Genomic DNA, 22269 nt, shown 5'->3' with positions numbered 1-22269 from the left:
AGGTTAAGAAAGGAAATTTGGAGAAATTAAAAAGGTTGAGAGAGCTCAGAAAGTGAGGGTCCTTTTATAGGTCGGATTACTCAAAGACGCGATTTTTTTATTTTCAGTATGTTTTTAAGGCGCAAAGATTTTATTTGCGATAAAATTTTTATGCCGGATATTTTTTCTTCGAATGAGTAAACAAGTGCAAGCATCTGTGATATCTGTGAAAATCTGTGGGAAATTATTACAATCTTAAGATCAAAAAAAATAATAAGTATACGAAGGATAGATTTTAAGTTTTGGCTAAAGCCAATTGATGAATGTTTAAAAGAAAAGCGGGCTAAAGCCCGCTCCTATTGAATTTTATGATGCTATTTTAAATTAAATTTCAAAACACATCACATTACTTATTTCTAACCTCTATTTTCTTATTAAAAATGTACCTGCTTGATTTCTTCTTCAATTTCCTTAGCGGTTTCATCTTCAGATTTCACAAAAATCATGGTCACTACAGCTCCAATCAGCATGCAAACACCTCCTACAACCACATAATCCATCGCCTGCTTTCCGAAAATCCCGCTTACTATAGGACCTCCGAACAAACCATTGATGATCTGCGGAATCACAATAAAGAAATTGAATATTCCCATATAAACGCCCATTTTCCGTTGTGGAATCACCTCAATAAGCATTGCATAAGGCATTGCTAAAATACTTGCCCAAGCAAAGCCTAATCCGATCATTGAGATCCATAAATTGTTGACATCCTTAATGAAATACATGGAAACCAGTCCCAAACCTCCACACAATAAAGCTAAAGCATGAGTCTGTTTTTTACCAATCAGTTTAGCAATTGGTGTCAATAGAAAGGCAAACGGAATCGCCCAGAGATTGTACATTCCGAAAAGTTTTCCGGTAAGGTCACCTGCATCATTAAATGCCTTGGAATGGGTATCTTCCGGGGAAAGTCCAAAATGATGGGTTGCCAGAGCACTGGTGGTAAATACCCACATGGTAAACAATGCGAACCATGAGAAAAACTGAACAATTCCCAGCTTTTTCATCTGCAAAGGTATTGCTGCAAAGTCTTTAAAAATATCTGAAAACTTAGAATTATGTTGGTCTGCGTCTTTTCCATCTTCAAAATCAGCAAATTCCTGTGGAGAATACTCTCTGGTTGTCATGATCGTGTATAGAATTGATATGATAAGCAATCCTGCGCCGATATAAAAAGAGTAAATGACATTATCTGCTACAAATCCTGCTGGTGCTTCATTGGAAATCCCCATTTTTGTTAACCAGTCCGGAAGATAAGAGCCTAATACCGCTCCTATTCCAATCAGAATTGTTTGTACAGAAAACCCTATCGTACCCTGATGTTTAGGAAGCATATCACCTACCAAAGCCCGGAAAGGTTCCATGGCAATATTCACTGAAGCATCCATCATGGCTAAAAATATTACCGCTAACAAAAGTGCATTGGCGGCAAACATCTGAGTAACGGATGCTGCATTTGGAAGGAGAACCAATCCTATCGCACACAAAACAGCGCCAATAAGGAAATAAGGCTTTCTCCTTCCCAACGGACTCCATGTATTATCACCCATGTGGCCGATAATAGGCTGAACAATGAGTCCTGTAATAGGAGCCACCAGCCAGAACCAGGATAACTCGTGAACATCTGCTCCTAAATTCCCCAAAATACGGCTCGCATTTCCATTTTGTAACCCGAATGCCATCTGAATTCCCAGGAATCCCATGCTCATATTGATAATCTGGAGCATCGATAGGTCTGGCTTTTTTCTTTTCCCGACTGCCCCAGTATCATATTTCCCCATCATTATTGCCATTATGATTTCAGTTTTTGAATTAATGCATCTTCAATAGGTGCTTTTTCCGTAACCACTTTGTCTACCACCTCATTAGGAACTGTCACAGAAAGAACATACTGTCTTACCTTCCAGCTTCCATTGATTTTCTCTACCACTCCTGAGCCTCTGCAGATCTTCATCTGTGTATCCAGCAATTCGTCAAACCAGGCCAGTTTCCCATCTTTACTGAAATAAATATTTCTTTTAAGAGCTTTAAAGTTCCAGGTTTTCTTTTTGTCAAAGTAAGGTTTTGCCCAAACCATAAATGCTTTTTTATCCCAGATTTCAGTTGCATCTGTTCCGATGAAGGTAGATTCCTCTGCAAACAGATTAAAATAGGCATCGTAATCTGCTTTTGCCGCCATTGCATTAAAGGTATCAAGCATGGTACCGATTTCCGATTTTTCTTTTTCAAATCCGGTCTTCGTCTGTGCTGTAAGTAAAGAAAATCCCAGTAAAAAAAGGATTAGTGTATAAGCAGTTGTTAGTTTTTTCATAGGTAATTATTATTTTTCTAGTTCAATGATGAATGGTGTCTTTGCAGGGATATTCATACTGTTTTGTAATGAAATTTCTTTTCCTGAAATTACTTCTTTTCCTTTTGTATATCCATTCAGTGATTCTGCGAATCTTTTCAGATCTAACGTCTGATCTTTTTCATTATTGTTGATGGCCACCATTACACTTTCTTTTTCATTATATCTGAAATACACAAAAACGCCATCCTGAGGAACGAAATTTTTAGTTTTTCCATGATGTATCACGTCTTTACCTTTTCTCCAGTTTAATAATTTCTGAGTAAACCGGAAAAATTCTTTCTGCTCCGCAGTTTGAGCGGATGGATTGAAAGCGTTTTGTGTATCAGATTTCCAGCCTCCTGGAAAATCCCTGCGGACATCCGCATCACCACCAGTTTTTTTATCACCTCTCATTCCTATTTCTGATCCGTAATAAATCTGTGGAATTCCTCTTACTGTCGAAATCAGAGTGAGTGCCATTTTATAGGCATCAGGATTTGCATTAAAGATTTCATTCCATCTTTCGGTGTCATGATTTTCAAAGAAAACAAGGGTATTATTGATATCCGGATAAAGGAAATCGCTCGTAAAAGAATCGTAAATACGGATCATTCCTTTATCCCAGCTTTCTTTTTCTTTAAGGGCTTTAGGCATGTTTTCAAACAGCATAAAATCCATCACCGATGGTAAATTTGAATTGTAATTTTCTATCGCCCCGATCTTCGAATTTTTCTGCCACGCGGCAATTTGAGCTGCTGTATACAGCCATGTTTCCCCTACGATATTGAATTTCGGATATTCATCGGTGATCGCCTTTGCCCATTTTGCCATGGCGTCTTTATCATTGTAAGGATAGGTATCTACACGAAATCCTCCCAGCTCAGCATATTCGATCCACCAGATAGCATTTTGGATCAGATATTTCAGGACCAATGGATTTTTCTGGTTGATATCGGGCATGGTCGTATCAAACCATCCGTCCAGTGCGTATTTTTTATCAATATCTGAAGCATTGGTATCAAACTGTGTTGTCGTTTTATAGTTGGAACGTTTAAATCCTTTTTCTCCTTCATCAAACCAATGAATCCAGTCTTTTGAAGGAAGGTCTTTGATCATCCAGTGTGATCCGCCCCAGTGGTTGGTTACATAATCCATCACGAGTTTCATCTTTCGCTTATTTAGCTCCTGGGATAATGTTTTATAATCTTCGTTGGTACCGTAGCGTGCATCAATTTTATACAGATCGGTCTGAGCATAACCGTGATAGGAATACACTTTTTCGTTATCCTCATTCACGGGAGTCAGCCAGACTGCTGTAGCTCCTAAATTCTGGATATAATCAAGATTATTGATAATCCCGCGGAGATCTCCTCCATGTCTGCCGTTGGGAAGACTGCGATCTGCTTTTTCGGTAAGCTCCGGTCTTGAATCATTCTTCTCATCACCATTGGCAAAACGGTCCGGCATGATCAGATACATGAGATCTTTTGAAGTAAAAGATTCGCGATCGGCAGATCCCGGATTTCTTTGTTTCAGCTCATAAGTGTATGAACCCATATTCTTTTTGCCTTTCTTAATATCGATAGCAAACTTCGGAACGTTTATTTCGTTGGTATTGACTGTAATAAAAACATAGTTAGGATTATCTACTTTCCTTATGTCTTTGATCTGTATGCCATCTGAAAGCGTAATCTCGTTATTAGCCACTTCTTTTCCGTATACAAGAATCTGAAGTTCAGGATTTTTCATCCCCTTCCACCAGAAAGCAGGCTCTACTCTTTCCAGATTTTTCTGGGAAAAAGCAAAAGAAGCTATCGAAAGGGCGAATGCTGCATATATTGTCTTCATATTAGTGTTCAATTTAGCATTAAATTTTCATATATACGTTCAAAAATGTAACGGAAAGTCTCTTTTTTTAATCTTCATTTCTATAAGATTATCAGATTAAATGACTTCATTTTAATTTTTATAAAGAATAATTAAATTTTTCACAAAAAATTCATGCATAAACTTAATTTCCCATGCTTTTTATGTTTAGTTTTATAGAAAAAATGTTGGATTTCAGCAATATGTTCAAAACTGAAGGACCGGATGTTGTTTACACATGGACAATTCCTGTGTTTGCTGCTATAATTTTCCTGGAAATGGCCTACAGTCATTTTAATAAAGAGAAAATATATGAGACAAAAGACGTAGCAACAAATGTCCTTTTCGCCTTGCTTAATTATGGACTAGATATCATCATGAAAGGTTTTTCCTTATTTATTATGATGTTTTTTTACCAGCACCGTCTTTTCGACTGGCAGGAGGGGATCTGGTACTGGATTGCCGTATTCCTGGCTCAGGACTTTGCTTATTATGTCCATCATTATGTAGATCATCATTCGCGTGTTTTCTGGGCGGTACATATTACCCATCATAATTCTGATTATTTCAATATCAGCACGGGATTCAGAAGCCCTGTATTTCAGCCGTTGTACAGGTATTTATTTTTCTCTCCACTAGCTTTCATGGGTTTTCATCCGTGGCATATTCTGGTAGCCTACTCTTCTATACAGATTTACGGCACGTTTGTACACACCCAATCGATTAAAAGTATGGGATTTTTAGAATATATCCTGGTGACACCTTCTCATCACAGGGTACATCATGCCTGCAATATCAAATATCTGGACCGCAATATGGGAATGGGACTGATTATCTGGGATAAAATTTTCGGGACTTTTGAAAAAGAAGATCCTGAAGTTCCAGTAAAATATGGAGTTTATCCGAAAATAAAATCCAAAGATCCCGCAACGATGCTTTTCTATGAATGGAGAAGAATAGGGAAAGATATCAGACAGCCGGGAATTTCTTTTAAAGACCGCCTAAAATATCTTTTTTATTCGCCGGGATGGAGACATGACGGAACTGGAAAAACCGTCAAACAGTATCAGAAAGAATATAAAGAGAAAGTAAAAACTCCTGTTAAAGTACAGGAACAACTGTTAGAATCTGAAAATCAATATTCCCAGCTGATTCAACACGCAGAGGATAAATAAAAATACCCCGGCCATCGAAAATCCGATAAACCGGGGCACCTTAGTGTATCTTTACAATTATTTTACTGGTTTAATTGAAATTGCGAAACCGCCGCTTCTTACCATTTTAAAATTAATTTTCGACTTACTTGTAATCTCTTTTTTGTAGATGTTATAGCTTTGAGGGTTATCAATATAATCGGCATCTTTTCCATCTTCATAGATGGTTGCCTCATATTTCTTTCCTTTATCCAGGAATGAGAAGTCTACAGTATACTCACGTTTGTTTTCATCCGTGATACCTCCTACAAACCAGTTTTCAGTGCCTTTTGCTTTTCTCGCTGTAACTACATAATCACCAGGCTCAGCAGCTAAGATTTTTGTATCATCCCAATCTGCTGCAACATCCTTAATAAACTGGAATGCATCCATATGCTTTTTGTAGTTCTCAGGAAGATCCGCAGCCATCTGAAGCGGCATATACATCGTTACATAAAGTGCTAACTGCTTTACCAGAGTAGTTTTTACAAAACGGTTATCACCAGGGAAATAATAGTCAAGTTTTGTCTGGAAAATTCCCGGCGTGTAATCCATAGAACCTCCCATCCATCTTGTAAACGGAAGAACCGTCTGGTGATCCGGCTTATTTCCTCCGAAAGCTTCATATTCCGTTCCACGGGCTGCTTCTGCAGAAATATAGTTTGGATAAGTACGGCTTTCTCCTGTAGGACGTACGGATTCGTGAGAATTCACCATGATTTTATAGTCGTTTGCTTTTTCTGCAATTCTATAATAATGGTTGATGGTCCATTGAGAATAGTGATGTTCACCTCTAGGAATGATATCTCCTACATATCCGGTTTTCACGGCATCATAACCGTATTTGTTCATCGTTTGGAAAGCTTTATCCGCCCATCTTTCATAGTTCGTGGCAGAACCTGAAGTTTCGTGGTGCATGATCAGCTTGATTCCTTTTGAATGCGCGTATTCATTCAACATTTTAATATCAAAATCCGGGTAAGGAGTAATGAAATCGAAAACAAACTCTTTTGAATGTCCGAACCAGTCTTCCCAACCGATGTTCCATCCTTCGATCAACAATCCCTGGAATCCGTTTTCTGCTGCAAAGTCAATATATTCTTTAACTTTTGTATTGTTGGCAGCATGTTTTCCGTTTGGAGTTAATTTTGCAAAATCTGTTTTACCTAAATGGACATTTTCAGCGGTAGAATAAGCCCATTGTGATTTTCCAATAATCATTTCCCACCAGACTCCCATGTATTTTGTAGGGTGAATGTAAGAAGTATCGGTGTACTTTGTAGGCTCATTAAGGTTGAAGATCATTTTAGAATCCATCACCTGCTCTGCTTTCGGAGCTACAATAATTGTCCTCCAAGGCGTTACTGACGGAGTCTGAATGTATCCTTTCGCTCCCTGTCTGTCGGCAGTCAAATGCGTTTTGAATTTAAAATTCTGTGCATCTACCTCAAGGTGTGAAGCCGGATAATCCAATACAGCTGCTTCTGCAACGTTAATATACAATGGCTCTTTTCCTTCTTTTTTAAGCATCAATGGAGACTGCACTGCATTTTTCACCAATGACTGTGAAGCGTTGGCATCATATGCTTTATCCCATTTTGAAGGGATTTCAGATACTTTTGTTTCCTGATACTGATACTCCTGAGAGTCATAATCTGCAACCATCCACCATGCCTTCATATCGGTAGGGAAATCGATTTCAGAATCTTCTTCTCTGATGACGAAATAATTAAGGTTTTTCTGTTGTGGGAATTCATATCTGAAGCCCAATCCATCATTGAATAATCTGAACTTTACCACAATACTTCTGTCTGTAGAAGCCTGATTCAGGGTGACTGCCAGTTCGTTGTAATGGTTGATATAATTTTTCTTTTCTCCTAAAACCGGCTGCCAGGTTTCATTTTTGGAGTCTCTTTTTTCATCTGTCTTTGCAAAACCGTTGTTCAGATCGTATTTTGCATCTTCTGGTTTGGCAATCTCAGAAGCGAATTTTATGGCTGTGTCTTTAAATAATCTCAATCCCAATTTAGAATCTTCCACCACTACTGCCCCATTGTATTTCAGGTTATAGTAAGGTACTCCTTCTTTCAGCTGAAAGTTCATTTCGAACTTTCCGTCCGGAGATTTTAAAGATTGGGCTTTCACACCTGTAAACATCATTGAGAGCAAAAGTGCTCCAACTGTAATTTTCTTCATAATGACTATTTATTAACTTAAAAAATAAAGTGCTGCGGTAAAGCAGCACTTTGCTTTATTTTAGTTTGTTTAGTTTAATTTACAATTTAGTAATGGTTAACTTGTAATATGCTGAATTGTGTAGATCCAGTTCAATTTTATAATTACCTGCCTGTGAAACTTTATATCCAGGATCTCCTGTAACGGTTCCCTCTGAGCTTAAATAGGTCTGAACACCTGTCCCTGAAACTAAAGTCTGCTCTGCATCTTTTGGCTGGAACTTTATTGCCCAATCATCATTGGCTCTGAATTTAAATACTCCGGTATTGGATAAAGCAATTGAATTGATAACATATGTTTTGGTTGCAGGATTGTATACAAAGTCAGTATCTGATCCCCATCCCGTAGGCGTTGCATCACCAATAACTCCGAAGTTTGCTAATGTAGCAGAATAGGTATTTGCTGCCCAGTCTACTTTCATATAATAAGTTCCTGCTGCTGCCGGTACTATATCTGAACCATCAACTTTTAGTTTTCCGCTATTGGTTCCATCATCCCCTTTATTTCCCGGCCAATCCTGATTGATCGCAAATTTATATTTACCATTATCACCTGAAGCATCTTTGATGAAAATAAATCCTCTGTATTTATCATTTTTCTCAGGAGAAAACAGATTCGGTGAATTAGATGGAGTCCAGTTTGCATAACCAGCTGCTCCTGCGTATGCTCCAGGAACATTGATCTTTGGATATACCAAATCAGGGTTTGGAGTATAAGGAGTTACTTTAAGAGCAATTACATTAGAATAAAAAGCTGCTGAGCCTACTGAAGTCTTCAATCTTACTTCGATATCGTTTACAACATCCGGAACTGCTCCAATGGCAAACATGGCGGCATTCAAAGCGGCATGTGTTGCAGAACCTGAAGTCATATCATTAGAAAAGTCAATGGTAGCACTTTTTTTGAAACCATCCCCTTTCATTCCAAATTCTACTTTCTGATTGGGAACTACAGCAATATTAAATGTTGGTTTTGTCCATATAAAGCTTATTACGGCATCATTTGCATTAAGTTCATTAAGAACTATTGCACTTTTATCAGCAGATATTTTACCGGCAGATGTTTCATTAATAACCGCCTGATCTTCATCTTTTTCACAGGAAAAAACGATAAGACCTGTAAAAACCAGGGCTAATATTTTGAATAAATTTTTCATTTTAAACAGGATTTAAAATTAATACCCAGGATTCTGAATCAAATTAGGATTCGCTACAATATCTTTAGCAGGAATCGGGAACAGGTTTCTGTAGTTTTCTACTGCTTTTCCATCTTTTACATTTCCTTTCCATGGCCATAGATAATCCCCTGTGGTGAACTTATTGAAACGAATAAGATCACTTCTTCTGGTCATTTCCCATGATAATTCTCTGGCTCTCTCATCTAAAATGAAATTCAGATTGATAGAAGAAACATTTCCGCTTGTATCTCCATAAGCACGTTGTCTCAGTTGATTAATATAACCGATTGCTGTAGCCTGATTTCCGCCAGTTCCTCCTCTTAATACAGCTTCTGCATACATCAGATAAATATCTGCCAAACGGTACAATGGGATATCAGCCTCCACCCAGTTGGTATGAGCTCCGACAGATCCGTTACTTTTAACATTTTTAAACTTGATAAAAGCATAACCATCTGTAAATGAGCCTAAATCATTAATTTCTAGATTTTGCCCTGAAGTAAAGAATCTTCCTCTTTTGTCACTTCCATTATTAGGGAATAACCCTACAAATGCTTTTGTAGTTCTTAAACCACTCCATCCTCCATTCACTCCAAAATCAGCAGCTTTCATATCACCACCTATGGCAGCATGTACCAGATAAGTGGTCCCACCATTAGTCTGCGTATTGATTCCGTCAAAATTAACGCTTAAAATCTGCTCCGGATTATTGATATTATTATCAGCAAGGAATAAATCATCATATTTCGGTTTTAAAGAATATCCTGCTGCAATCACTTTATTACAGTATGTGATACAATCTGTATTTCTCTGATTTCCAGTATAAACTTCAGCATTTAAATATAATTTTGCCAACAATGACCAAACAGCAGCTTTATCTGCTCTGCCATATTCATTTGTTTTAGGATCTTTTAACTCTCCTGCTATAGCAAGTAATTCAGATTCGATATAATTAAACAATGCTTTTCTTTCTATTCTTTGTGGCGGGTTTATAGATCCAGGCAGGTATGATTCATCTACAAAAGGAACATTTCCAAACATATCAATCGCATGAAAATATGACTGTGCTCTCAAAAAACGTGCTTCTGCTCTCATCAATTTTGCCTGATTAAGATTGTCTCCAGTAATATTATTGGAAGCTAACTTTTCATCGGTAACATTTCTTAAGAACTCATTACAAAAAGCAATTTCTGTATATATTCTATAGTACATAGCCGCAATAAACTCATTGGAGGCATCCCATGTCATTTTGTGCATGGTATGAAGATTTCCGTCATTCCATCCAATCACAGCTTCATCTGTTGTAACAACATTTAGTGTGTACATCAATCTGGTATATTGTGAAAAACCACCATTGATTCCGTTAATATCACTATCCGGCTGATCACCATCTCCACTTACCTGGCCACCCATTGCAAGTCCTCCATAAAGTTTTGCCAAAACATTTTTATAGTTAGCAAAATCCTTATAAATACTGGCTGAAGTAACATCTGTGATTGGCTCTCTTTCAAGATCTTTCACACAAGAAGTTGCTGTTAATAAAAATACTGCTGAAAGAGGCAATACTATATTTTTAAGTTTAATTCTATTTAGTTTCATTGAATTTTTATTTAAAATTGGAAATTAAAACCTAAAGAGTAAATTTTAGGCATTTGGTAATAACCGTTGTCTATTCCCCCAAAAACTTCAGGATCTACTCCAGAGTATTTAGTGATCACAAAAACATTCTGCGCCATCGCATATACTTTCAGGTTGCTTCCTTTGGTGAAGATTTCTCCGAAATTATATCCAACATTGATATTATCCAGTCTCAGGAATGAAGCATTCTCAACATAAATATCAGATTTGTACTGAGGAACTGCAAACTTATACTGAGGAGCTGTAGAGAATACGTTCTGAAGGTATTCGTTGGTAGATGCTGACTGCAGTGAACTATTTGAAGCAGCATTATTATATACGTAGTTTCCTAATACGGCTCTTGCACTTAATGCAAAATCCCAATTTTTGTGAGAAACTTTAGTAGAGAAGCCTAAAATTGCATCCGGTGTAGTAGATTTGTAATAATACATATCTTTTGTATTGATTACTCCATCTCCGTTTCTGTCTACAAAGGCTCCGTCAACAGGTTTTCCGTTGGTATCATATACCTGCTGGTATACCCAGAATGAATTAGGTGCATATCCTACAGCATGAGCCTGAATTCTGTTTCCAGAACCTCCTTCAATACCTCCTACTTCCATGTTAAATGATTCGTCAGCTCTGTCTTTAAGCTTCGTGATAACCGGCTTGTAATGAGTAGCATTAAAGCTTACTTCCCAAGTGGTATTCTGGTTTTTAACAGGAATTACGGTAATACTTCCTTCAATCCCTTCATTTTTCATATCACCTACGTTCTGCCAACTGGCATTACTTAAACCTCCAGCAGGCTCGTCAGCATATACAAGAAGATCTTTCGTATCCTTTCTGAATACATCTATTGATCCGGTAATTCTGTTTTTATTAAAACCAAAATCTAATCCTAAGTTTTTAGTGGTTGTAGTTTCCCAGGTAAGATTTGGATTATAGTTAGCAGGTCTGAACATAAAGTAGAATTCATTTCCAAACTGATATCCAGCTCCCTGATAACTTGGATTGTAGGCTGCAAAAGCCGGGTAATTATTAGGCTTGTTACCGTTAAGTGCAGGCAATTCCTGCTGGCCCGTTTTACCCCATCCCGCTCTTAGTTTTAATGTACTGATGGAAGATATATTTTTGATAAAATTTTCTTCATTAAGCTTCCAGGCTAAGGAAACTCCAGGGAAAACACCCCAAACATTATCTCTGGTACCGTTAAAGAATCTTGAAGAGCCATCTTTACGAACTGATCCTGAAATAATATATTTATTAGCTATGGTAAAAATAGCTCTTCCATAAAATGAAATCAGCGTATTTTGAGTTTTGAAATCTAAATCTTGCGAGTTAATTCCTGTTCCTCTATAAGTGATAGCTCCCGGAAGATAGATATTGAAATCCTGATAAGAATATCCTGCAGTAATGTCTACACCAGTATTAATAGCACTGATGTTTTTTACATAATTAAAATAGGTTTCCAAAAGCTTGTTTTTCTTTTCCATAGAATAGAAATTTGAGCTTCCTTTATCTTCGAAACCTGGTCTCAGACGAGCGTCTTTAAATTTATGTCCGTCACTTTTTGTATAATCGTATCCGGCATTTACATTGAAATGAAGGTCCGGAAGAAAATGAAACTTATAATCTAACTGAATATTTCCCAATCCTCTTAATACAGAGGAAACATCTCTTACCCCATTGATCATCCCAAGTGGGTTTGAATTGGCATTTACATTATAACCTGTTGCAGATCCTGAATCCAGCCATTCATAATACCCTCCGTAATTAGAGTTTCCTGAATACACCGGTTGCGTAGGATCAAAATAAGTAGCCGCCTTAATCACTCCGCCATCTACAAATCTGTTATCGGTAAATGTTCCCTTTGCATTTACATTCACTGATAAATGATTATCAAAGAATTTAGGGTTTAAGTTCAATCCTACAGAAGTTCTGCGGAAAGAATTTGATTTTACAATACCGTTCTGCTCATTATATCCTAATGATAAACGGTATGGCAGACCTTTAATCCCTCCTGAAAGGGCAACGTTATTATCGGTACCCCATGCTGCCTGATAAATCTGATCCTGCCAATCGGTATCAGCATTTCCAAGTTTGGTTTTATAACCTGCAGGTGCATACGTATTAACAAAATCTCTAAACTCCTGAGCATTTAATACATCTACCTTTCCCATTTTAGTAGAAACCGAAGTAACTGTTGAGAAATTAACTTTAAACTTTCCTGCTGTTCCTTTCTTGGTTGTAATGAGAATAACCCCATTGGAAGCTCTGTTACCATAGATCGCAGTAGCGGAAGCATCCTTAAGGATATCAAACGTTTCAATATCATTCGGGTTAATTAATGATAAAGGATCGGAAACACCATTCATTCCAACGAAATCCTGAGGAACTCCATCAATAACGATCAACGGAGAGTTTTCTCCACTTAAAGAAGAAGTACCCCTGATCCTGATTTTTGTACCCGATCCCGGAGCTCCACTGTTATTGGTAATCTGTACTCCTGGTGTTTTACCCTGGATCAGCTGCCCGGCAGAAGTAGCTCCTCCGTTGAAGTCTTTAGCCGTAACAGAAGTTATAGAACCGGTAAGGTCAGATTTTTTCTGTTTTCCATATCCAATTAGTACAACTTCATCAATCTTCTTCTCCTGAGGAAGAGAATCTTTTTTCTGCGCATGTATTACTGTACTGGCCAGTAAAAAAGCGGGCGCGATTTTTAATACTGTTGTAAAATTCTTCACAATCTTATTTTTTTATAGTTTCGTTTTTCAGTCATATTTTGGCCCGGAGCCAGACTCGCAATTTAAAAAAAAATTAGAATTATTATAAATTTAATATAATTTTAGTTAAAATTATGTATATTACGAAACCGATTTTAGTTAGTTTTTTAAAATCCAATAATTTACAACGTCTTATGCATTGCATAATATTTGTTTTAAATTAAGAAAATGTTAAACAATTGTTTAACTTAATTTCATATTCAACCTTTCAAAATCGCTTTCTTCATCATAATAATGCCACTAATAGCGGTATTCAACAGATATTCCTTATCTTTGCAGTTAAAACTTTACTATAAATGTCAAACAGAAAGATGATTACGGCAGCTTTGCCTTATGCAAACGGGCCGGTTCATATAGGACATTTGGCAGGTGTTTATATTCCTGCGGATGTTTACGCAAGATTTCAGAGAAGATTAGGAAAAGATGTAGCGTTTATCTGTGGTTCAGATGAGCACGGGATTCCTATTACCATAAGAGCTAAAAAAGAAGGAGTAACTCCTCAGGATATCGTGGACAAATATCACGAAATCATCAAAAAGTCTTTTTCTGATCTGGGAATTTCATTTGATGAATATTCCAGAACAACATCTAAGAAGCATTATGAAACCAGTCAGGATTTCTTCAAAGTTTTATACGAAAAAGGAAAATTCACTGAAGAAATTTCTGAACAGTATTTTGATGAGCAGGCAGGAGAATTCCTTGCTGACCGTTATATTGTAGGAACTTGCCCTAATTGTGGTAACGAAAACGCTTACGGAGACCAGTGTGAAAAATGTGGTTCTACCCTTTCTCCTTCTGAGCTGATCAATCCGAAATCAATGCTTAGCGGAAATGTTCCTATCCTTAAAGAAACCAAAAACTGGTATCTTCCATTAAATGAATACGAAGACTTTTTAAATGAGTGGATCATTGAAGGTCATAAAGACGATTGGAAGCCTAACGTATACGGACAGGTTAAATCTTGGTTAAATGATGGTCTTAAGCCTCGTGCCATGACCAGAGACCTGAACTGGGGAGTTCCGGTTCCTCTTCCGAATGCTGAAGGAAAAGTATTATATGTATGGTTTGATGCTCCTATCGGTTATATCTCTTTCACCAAAGAATGGGCAGAGAAAAACGGAAAAGACTGGAAAGACTACTGGCAGAGTCCAGAAAGCGATCTGGTACATTTTATCGGAAAGGATAATATTGTATTCCACTGTATTATTTTCCCTTCGATGATGAAAGCACACGGAGATTATATCATGCCGGCTAATGTTCCTGCTTTTGAATTCCTGAACCTTGAGAACGATAAGATCTCAACATCAAGAAACTGGGCAGTTTGGGCTCATGAATATGTGGAAGACTTCCCCGGACAGCAGGATGTTTTAAGATATGCGCTTCTTTCATCTGCTCCGGAAACAAAGGATAATAACTTTACATGGAAGGATTTCCAGACTAAGAATAATTCTGAATTGGTAGGGATCTTCGGAAACTTTATCAACAGAGTTGCAGTTCTTATTCATAAATATTATGACGGTGTTGTTCCACAAGGCGATGTAAACAGCCCTGAACTGCAGGAAATAAGTAAATCTGCAAAAGAAATCTCAGGATTCCTTGAAAATTATGAGTTCAGAAATTCATTAACTGCATTAATGAACCTTGCGCGTTTTGGAAACCAGTATCTTCAGACGGAAGAGCCTTGGAAAACCATCAAGGACAACCCGGAAAAAGCTGCTCAATCTTTATTCGTTGGAGCTCAAATAGCTGTTGCTCTGGCTCAGTTATGCGAACCTTTCATGCCTTTCAGCTCTGAAAAGCTATTGAACATGTTCAATGTTGAGAAGAAAGACTGGAACTCTATTGAAAACCAATCAGTATTAATTGAGACAGGTCACAAAATCAATGAATCTTCCCTTCTTTTCTCAAAAATTGAGGACGATGTCATCGAGGCTCAGATCCAAAAACTGGAGAACACAAAACAAAACAATAAAAAAACAAACCCTAACGCAAACCCTATGAAAGAGGAGATCACGTTTGATGACTTTACTAAAATAGACCTTAGAACAGCAACCATTTTAGAAGCTGAAAAAGTAGAAAAAGCAGATAAATTACTAAAACTTACTGTAGATACAGGAGTAGATGTAAGAACTGTTGTTTCCGGGATTGCAGAAAGTTTCACGCCTGAAGAGGTGATCGGGAAGCAGGTAATGATTCTTCTGAACCTTGCGCCAAGAAAAATCAGAGGAATTGAATCTCAGGGAATGTTATTATTAACAACAAAACCAGACGGAAAATTATCTTTCGTAACACCGGACGACAGCAATGTTGAAAACGGTATTGAAATCGGATAATTAAAATCCTTATAAAGATCACAGGCTGTTTCTCCGGAAGCAGCCTTTCTTTTATAGACAGCTTATGGTCAATAAAAATGTTTTAAGAAAGCTTTCCAATCAGGAACTAGAGAGATATTTAAAAGAAGGCAACCGCTTTGTTCCGGAGGCTGTTCAGGCAGCTTTTGAAATTCTGGAAGAAAGAGGGCGTATTTTCAATGAGCAGGAAAAAACAGCTGTTCAGCAATTAATTCAGCGTAAACAAGAAGCTGAAGAAGTAAAATTTACAGAAGAACGTGAACTTTGGAAAGATCATATCACTGAAGATACGAATGCTGTTAAACTTTTTCCGAGAGACCTTATCTTACTTGCTGGAGGACTTTTGGGAACAATTCCAGGAGCTTTATTGTTAGGACTGAATTTTGTTAAGCTTAAAAAGTATGGAGCAGCAATTCTAACATTTATTTTCGGAATTGTCTTTTTGCCTATTCAGAATTTTTTAGTTCCACTCATATATAAGGAAAGTATACAAGGATTTTTTACTTATAGAAAAAGTCCAGAATTTTTCATGGCTGCCGTAGGTGCTTTAATTTTACTGCTATTATGGGTTTTGTTTACACCAAAAAAGCTACCTTATAAGGCAGCTTCTTATATCTTACCAGGTATTATTTGCCTGATAATGTTAGCAATTATCATCAATTACCCTGAATGGTTTTCTGGTTATCTCTTAGTAAGCTTCGCTAAATAAGAATCTTCATCTTTCAATACTCTTTCTATTTTGAAACCATTATTTGTGGCAGCATTTTTCAAGGTATTGAAATCAAGATACAGCCAGGTAATCGGTTCTTCAGATTCCCCTTTATAATGAACCACATATTCCAGTTCTCCGTAGTATCCACCAGCCGGAATATACACTCCCCCATCTTTATCACGATCGAACATATAAAGAATATCCGTACTATCAATTAAAACCTGTCCTTCATCGTTCAGTAAAGTATGTAGTTTCTGAAGATAAGTATCAATTTTCGCAAGGCTTTCAAAAACTCCGGTACCGTTCATCAGCAATAAAATAGTATCAAAAGTTTCTCCGGAGAAATCAAGCATATTCTCACAAACTGCTTTTTTTATGCCTCTCAGCTTGCAAACTTCAACAGATTTGGGTGAAATATCCAATGCGGTAACCTCAAGATTTCTTTCATTTTGAAGGTATAAAGAATGAGAACCTGCACCCGCCCCGATATCCAGAACTTTTCCGTTGGATAACTGCAGTGCTTTCTGCTCAATATCATTCATTTCTTCAAAATCTCTGAATAAATAATCCACCGGAAGTTCATCCAGCTCAGAAATTGACGTTTCAGTCTGCAGATCTTCAGGATTGTCATTGTGATAATAATCCCAGATCGCTCTGCCCATTAAATCTTTCATAGTGCAAAGATAATAGTTCAATGTTCAATGTTCAAAGTTTTTGGTTGAATGTTGCGGGTTTGCGAGATGCGGTTACGAGTTTCCAGGTACAAGATTCGGTGTAACTACAACTTTAAACCTTAAACCTTGAACTTTAAATCCCTGCCTTCTACTCCATCGAATCCTTCTCCTTATGTCTGTCAGCCTGAGATTCGTTTTCTGCTACGCCTGCTTTCCAGTAAGAATAAGCGTACAATTCCTGGGAAGTCCAGTTTTTCTCTTTTCTCAGATAGGTACGGATTTCTTTCACGCTTGAGAATTCACAGGCTACATAACCAAACTTTGTTGATTCCGGAATTTCAATACTTTTTACCGCATTTGAAATTTCACTGCTGATCTGAGGCTGTGGATTGTGTAACCATTTAAAATCAATCTGAGCATTGGTTTCAAGCAATTGTTCGTCTTCTTTTCCGTGAACTTCAATGATACAAATACCTTTTGCCATTTCAGGAAGTGTTTCCAAAATAGCACTGATCACCGGAATAGCTGTAGCATCTCCTACCAGCAAATACCAATCAGCTGCCGGATACAATTCTTTTCCTTCCAGACGCATCATCACTCCAAGCTTTGAACCTGCTTCAGCTTCTCTTACCCATCTGGAAGCAGGTCCACCATCTCCGTGGTCTACAAAATCGATGATCAGTTCATTTTTTTCCAGATCAATTCCTCTGTGGGTATAAGTTCTGATTGCAGGAGCCACTTCTTTAGGTGGATACACCCATTGATGATTTTCATCCAGTGTGGGAAAATGAACCTCATTCAGTCCGGCCGGAGGAACTGCGATCTTATTATTATCTCCCACCATGGTATTTTGGAACAAATAAACTTCCGGTGAGTACAAATACACTCTGATAAAATGGTCAGTAATGTATTCTTTTCTGGTGACTTCGGCAACGATCTGCCCTGTTGAAATTTTAGCCATAACTGATTTTTTTAAATTAAAATCCGGTTTCCGATTGATTCAGAAACCGGATTTGAAATACAATATGTTTTCAGATCATGGTATTTTAAATCCCGATCATTTTTTTAAAATTCAAATGTGTAAGAAAGGTTGAATGTTCTTCCTCTTCCTTTATAATTAAACAATTCCGGAAGTCCGTAAGTAGAATACAATACTTGGGAACGCTTGCTCCAAATTGTCTGATAATCTGTATTGAACAGATTCTGGATTCCTAAGTTGAATTTTCCCCAGTTGAAACGGTATCCCATCATCAGATCTGATGTATTATAGCCTTCCACTACATTATTAAGCTCGTCTTTCTGCTTGAAATTCTGTAACGACTGGAATCTGAATGACCAGTTCTTAATATTATACCCGATATACGTCACCAATTTGGAAGGGGAAGCATTGTAAATTTCCTGCTTCTGCCATTCTCCGTCTTTGTCTACTTCAGATTTAATCAAAAGTCCGCTGGCACCGAAATACACTCCATTGCTTAAAGAATAGGAAACCTCAGCTTCAATTCCCATATTTCTTAATTTCAAATCATTCACAAGAATCTGGAACGTCTTTTTATCTACAGCAACGGTTTTGTCTGAGTTACTCAAAAATCCTGCAATCTGAGCTCTTAGACCTCCTCTGTTCACACGGTATCCTACTTCAAACTGATTGGTTTTGATAGCCTGAAGCGGTTGTTCTTTCACATTGATACTGGATACTACATCCCAGTTTGTTCCTACCAATTTGTACTGTCCTATTCCATAAAATTTGGCAGGATCTGCTAAGCTTGCTCCCTGGGAAAATGTTCCCCAAACCTGATGCTGCTCATTGAATTTATATAATAAACCTGCATTTGCTAAAGTCACATTATAAGAACTTTCACCTCCGGGAATTGCCGATGCTGAATTTCCATACCCCATAGCAATCTGTGTCTGCTGCTCCGAGCCTACAAAGTCATCCATTTTTACGTTGATATGCTGATAGCGGATTCCGGCATTCAGTTGTAATTTGGGAAGAATATTGTATTTTGCCTGAACATATCCTGCATAACTCTGCGAGTGATTGGTTGGGTATCTGCCAAGGCTGTATTTTGTTTCATTCACTAAACCACCGCCGGACATTGTTTTGGCAATATCATAAACAGACTGTGTTCCTTCAAATTTTTCAAAATCGAAGTCTGCTCCGTAAGTAACATTTAAGCCTCTCCATGATTTTGACAACAAAGCTTTAATCCCTGAATAGTAAGTATCCTGCTGCGAAGAAGACATATAAGGTATTTTTCCCGTCTGTAAGGTAACATTTCCCGGGAATGGATAGAATCCTAATTTTTCACCTCGGGTAGCCAATTGCACATATAAATCCTGGCCACCTAAAATTCCGTTTCCGTTATACGCTACGGTTGCCATATAACGTTCCGTTCCTACATTTTTATCGGATGAGAAACCATCTCTCATTTCCAGCAATGAAGCATTTTTTTTAGTAAATGCACTCAGATTTTCACCTAAAAATAAACTTCTGTCTCCATTAAATTTAGAATTGTAATACTGAACAGATGCTGTTATTTTATGTTTATTGTTAAACTGATATCCTCCGGTAGCCAGGATATCAATAGACTGGTTATACTGAAGATCGGTCTGGGTAATATCAGTAAAAAGCTGTTTCTGATCTGCCCCATACACACCTCCATTCTGCTGATAGGCTACTCCCAATCTTCCAAAGAACTTATCTCCTTTTGCGGCAATAGACTGAGCAGCACGGAAGTCATGGTCATCTTTTCCCATAAATCCTGTACGTACACCCAGTTCAGTTTCACCGCTGATTCCTTTTTTGGAAGGTGTTTTTGTAATGATATTGATAATACCACCGGTAGCGTTACCTCCATAAATTGAACTTGCTCCTGAAAGCACTTCAATTCTTTCGATATTAAAAGGATCAATAGCATCCAGCTGACGGCTGATCGAACGGATACTGTTTAGAGTGACTCCATCAATCATAACAAGTGCTGAACGCCCTCTCATATTCTGCCCGTAATTGGTTCTTCCCTGCGGACCGATATCCATAGAAGGTATCAGAATTGATAACATTTCTTTGATCGGAACTCCATTTTTGGCTTGTTCCTGAATTTTTTCTTTCTGTACGACCCAAACTGTTCCCGGAACTTCAGAGATTTTTGTTGGTTTTCTGGAGGCTACGATCACCACATCTTCAATACCTTTAGAGGCAATAGAATCTTTTACGGTCTGGGAAAGCATTAGTCCCGAAACTAAAAGACCTATGAATGCATACTGCTTTTTCATTCTTTCTACTCAACGTTTTATAATTCTACAAAGATAATTCTTATTTAGAAAGAATAAAAATAACCAAACATGAAATTTTCCCTTATTTAATGAGGATAAACCTCTTTTACAGAAAAGTTTTCTAAATCCGGATATATATACACCATTAAGAAGGATTTAAGGAATAAAGTATAGTTAAGATAAATCATTCTGTTTTTTAAGCTTAAGGCGAAGCTCATCTTAATACTCTAAATACCTTACTACAATCTTAATGTTTCAAAAAAGTTTAAAATTTGATATCTTCTTAAAAACGTAAAATCCCAGCCCAACTAAGGACCAGGATTTTACTGGTAAAAACAAGGTTTCTTTTATACTGCAGGACCTGCAGCATCTTTTATTTCTTCTAATAATTTTTTTCTTTCGCGAAGTCTTCTTCTCGCAATGACCGATTTACCGCCAAGAACTCTTACAAATCTGAAATACTGGAATCGTTTTGCTCCGAAATGATGAGTCGCAACATAAATCAGTACTCCAAATCCGACTAAAATAATATATCCGAATATTTTCTTGGTGGCGATGATAATGGCATTAAGCTGAATGGCTTTCATATTGGCTGCTACATTCTGAGGAGTCACCGTCATTCCATCCATATAAACAGCAAGATTTCCTATTGCCGTAACCTGAAAACGGTATTGAAACCAGGAATATAAAGTTGAAAAAATTCCTACGGCAAGAAAAGTTCTCCAAACCAATACAAGTCCGATGGCCGCCAGCATTTCATCCATTTCAAGCTTATCCAGCGTATAAAACCATACGGAGATAAACAATGAACACATTCCGTAGCCCTTTAAAAACATAGGCAGATACCAGTTGTCATAACTGAATTCCAGAACCATAGAAAAATACATGATAATGGCATATGCAACCATTGCTGCAAAACCTGAAAAAATGTACATTTTCAAAGGTTTTTCTTTTTTGAACCAGAAAATGGCTATGATTCCTGCTAAAATAATTCCTGGAATCATGAGTAGACTCAGCCTGGTATTGGTCAATTGATCATATCCCAAAACTCCTACCGCAAACGTATTCTGAATAGAAGCTGTTCCCAGAAACATTCCCAGCCAGAAAAGCATGAACAAACCGTGCTGCACATTATTTTTGGTGAAAATTTTGAATGAAAGATACGGGCGTTTTAAAGTCAGCTGACGTATAGAAAGCAGTGCAAAACTGACAAAAGCTGCAATACTTCCATAGATGATGTTCCTGGAGTTGAACCAGTCCTGCTGTCTTCCAAATGAATACACATAAGCCGAAAACATGAATGTTGAGATGAAAAGCAAAATACTCAGCCAGTCAATATAATGCAGGGGAACTTTTAATGCAAAATATTTGTCATGCATAAAAATCCAGTGTATCAATGCTAAAATAAAGCATAAAACAGCTGTAAGCAGGTAGAACTGCTGCCAGTTGTAAAGAAGGGCAAACTCAGCAGCATAATAGGTTGCCACCTGGTTCATGACAAGAACGAATGTATAGAAAGCTCCATAAAATACTCCACGATTTCCAATCATGACCATCAATGGCAGGAACAACTCTATGGTGACCATCATTTTCATAAAGCCAATCATTAAAGAAGTAAAAATAAAAATCATTGGCTGTAAAGTAGTCCCGTTCACGTAGCTCAGCAACCCTAAAAGTACCAGAAGCAACACCATCTTGTCCCTTACTTTGAATCTCATTTTGATTCTTAGGACAACAGGCATGCAAGCTCCCATCCCAATGGTAGTGGCGTAATTGGCCCACATAAAATATTCTGTCATGGCACCCGTTCCGCTTACAAGAGAACTGATATTTCCTGTATACACCCCGCCGATGGGCATTACCACAGCAAGTAGTAATACAATCAGCAGCAGCTGTACGGGTTTCGGTACCCAATCGCTATATAATCCTTTGTTGTACATGATTTTTTAGGGAATAGACTTCAGATATCAGATGGCAGACTTTCGACATTCAACCTTAGCTTCCCATACGC

The 22269-nt window shown here is 37.6% G+C and carries 14 protein-coding genes; 3 read left to right on the top strand and 11 right to left on the bottom strand.

Going from position 1 to position 22269, the window contains the following annotated elements:
• Window positions 1-413: 413 nt before the first annotated feature.
• From DEU39_RS00860 to DEU39_RS00850, 3 genes are read right to left on the bottom strand one after another with little or no spacing between them, the layout of a single operon-like run.
• Entirely contained in the window at window positions 414-1832 is a 1419-nt protein-coding gene (locus tag DEU39_RS00860; protein WP_120230571.1) for an MFS transporter, read from the bottom strand.
• Window positions 1832-2350: a nuclear transport factor 2 family protein gene (locus DEU39_RS00855; protein WP_120230570.1), complete on the bottom strand. Its 519-nt coding sequence runs from the start codon at window positions 2348-2350 to the stop codon at window positions 1832-1834. Before DEU39_RS00855 ends, DEU39_RS00860 begins: the two co-directional genes overlap by 1 nt.
• A 9-nt stretch (window positions 2351-2359) precedes the next feature.
• Window positions 2360-4219: a glycoside hydrolase family 13 protein gene (locus DEU39_RS00850; RefSeq protein WP_120230569.1), complete on the bottom strand. Its 1860-nt coding sequence runs from the start codon at window positions 4217-4219 to the stop codon at window positions 2360-2362.
• Window positions 4220-4422: 203 nt separating this feature from the next.
• On the opposite strand from DEU39_RS00850, the gene DEU39_RS00845 reads away from it, so the two are divergent.
• Window positions 4423-5412 carry a sterol desaturase family protein gene (locus DEU39_RS00845; protein ID WP_120230568.1) on the top strand — a complete coding sequence of 330 codons (990 nt, stop codon included), beginning with the start codon at window positions 4423-4425 and terminating at the stop codon, window positions 5410-5412.
• 57 nt (window positions 5413-5469) lie between these two features.
• Here DEU39_RS00845 and DEU39_RS00840 read toward each other — a convergent pair whose 3' ends face one another.
• The 4 genes from DEU39_RS00840 to DEU39_RS00825 all read right to left on the bottom strand — a co-directional run bounded on the left by DEU39_RS00840 (window position 5470) and on the right by DEU39_RS00825 (window position 13206).
• Window positions 5470-7626 carry a glycoside hydrolase family 97 protein gene (locus DEU39_RS00840; protein WP_062670825.1) on the bottom strand — a complete coding sequence of 719 codons (2157 nt, stop codon included), beginning with the start codon at window positions 7624-7626 and terminating at the stop codon, window positions 5470-5472.
• A gap of 79 nt (window positions 7627-7705) precedes the next feature.
• The gene (locus tag DEU39_RS00835; protein ID WP_120230567.1) at window positions 7706-8821 is read right to left on the bottom strand and encodes a SusE domain-containing protein; all 1116 of its coding nucleotides are present in this window, start codon (window positions 8819-8821) and stop codon (window positions 7706-7708) included.
• Between the two features lie 18 nt (window positions 8822-8839).
• Window positions 8840-10441: a RagB/SusD family nutrient uptake outer membrane protein gene (locus tag DEU39_RS00830; protein WP_120230566.1), complete on the bottom strand. Its 1602-nt coding sequence runs from the start codon at window positions 10439-10441 to the stop codon at window positions 8840-8842.
• 11 nt (window positions 10442-10452) lie between these two features.
• Window positions 10453-13206 (bottom strand): SusC/RagA family TonB-linked outer membrane protein, encoded by a 2754-nt coding sequence (locus tag DEU39_RS00825; protein ID WP_062670829.1) that lies wholly within the window; start codon window positions 13204-13206, stop codon window positions 10453-10455.
• A 335-nt stretch (window positions 13207-13541) separates the two neighbouring features.
• Here DEU39_RS00825 and metG point away from each other — a divergent pair, with 335 nt between their 5' ends.
• Complete coding sequence (gene metG, locus DEU39_RS00820; protein WP_062670831.1) at window positions 13542-15578, top strand: methionine--tRNA ligase; 2037 nt, start codon at window positions 13542-13544, stop codon at window positions 15576-15578.
• 64 nt (window positions 15579-15642) lie between these two features.
• Window positions 15643-16305, top strand: a complete 663-nt coding sequence (locus DEU39_RS00815) for a hypothetical protein (protein ID WP_120230565.1) — start codon at window positions 15643-15645, stop codon at window positions 16303-16305.
• Here the strand turns inward: DEU39_RS00815 and DEU39_RS00810 are convergent.
• The 4 genes from DEU39_RS00810 to DEU39_RS00795 form a co-directional block, all read right to left on the bottom strand.
• A complete protein-coding gene (locus DEU39_RS00810) occupies window positions 16278-16982 on the bottom strand; it encodes a class I SAM-dependent methyltransferase (protein WP_120230564.1) in 705 nt (234 codons plus the stop codon). The genes DEU39_RS00815 and DEU39_RS00810 overlap by 28 nt on opposite strands.
• Window positions 16983-17130: 148 nt before the next feature.
• Window positions 17131-17943: a siderophore-interacting protein gene (locus tag DEU39_RS00805; protein WP_120230563.1), complete on the bottom strand. Its 813-nt coding sequence runs from the start codon at window positions 17941-17943 to the stop codon at window positions 17131-17133.
• A 104-nt stretch (window positions 17944-18047) separates the two neighbouring features.
• On the bottom strand, window positions 18048-20258 hold the full coding sequence (locus DEU39_RS00800; RefSeq protein ID WP_120230562.1) for a TonB-dependent receptor: 2211 nt from the start codon (window positions 20256-20258) through the stop codon (window positions 18048-18050).
• Window positions 20259-20605: 347 nt separating this feature from the next.
• On the bottom strand, window positions 20606-22198 hold the full coding sequence (locus tag DEU39_RS00795) for an MFS transporter (RefSeq protein WP_120230561.1): 1593 nt from the start codon (window positions 22196-22198) through the stop codon (window positions 20606-20608).
• Window positions 22199-22269: the final 71 nt, after the last annotated feature.

Origin of the sequence: Chryseobacterium sp. AG363 (genome assembly GCF_003610675.1) — a bacterium.
Taxonomy (GTDB): domain Bacteria; phylum Bacteroidota; class Bacteroidia; order Flavobacteriales; family Weeksellaceae; genus Chryseobacterium; species Chryseobacterium cucumeris.
Note: the sequence above shows the minus strand (reverse complement) of the source record. Positions and strands in the feature narration are given on the sequence as shown.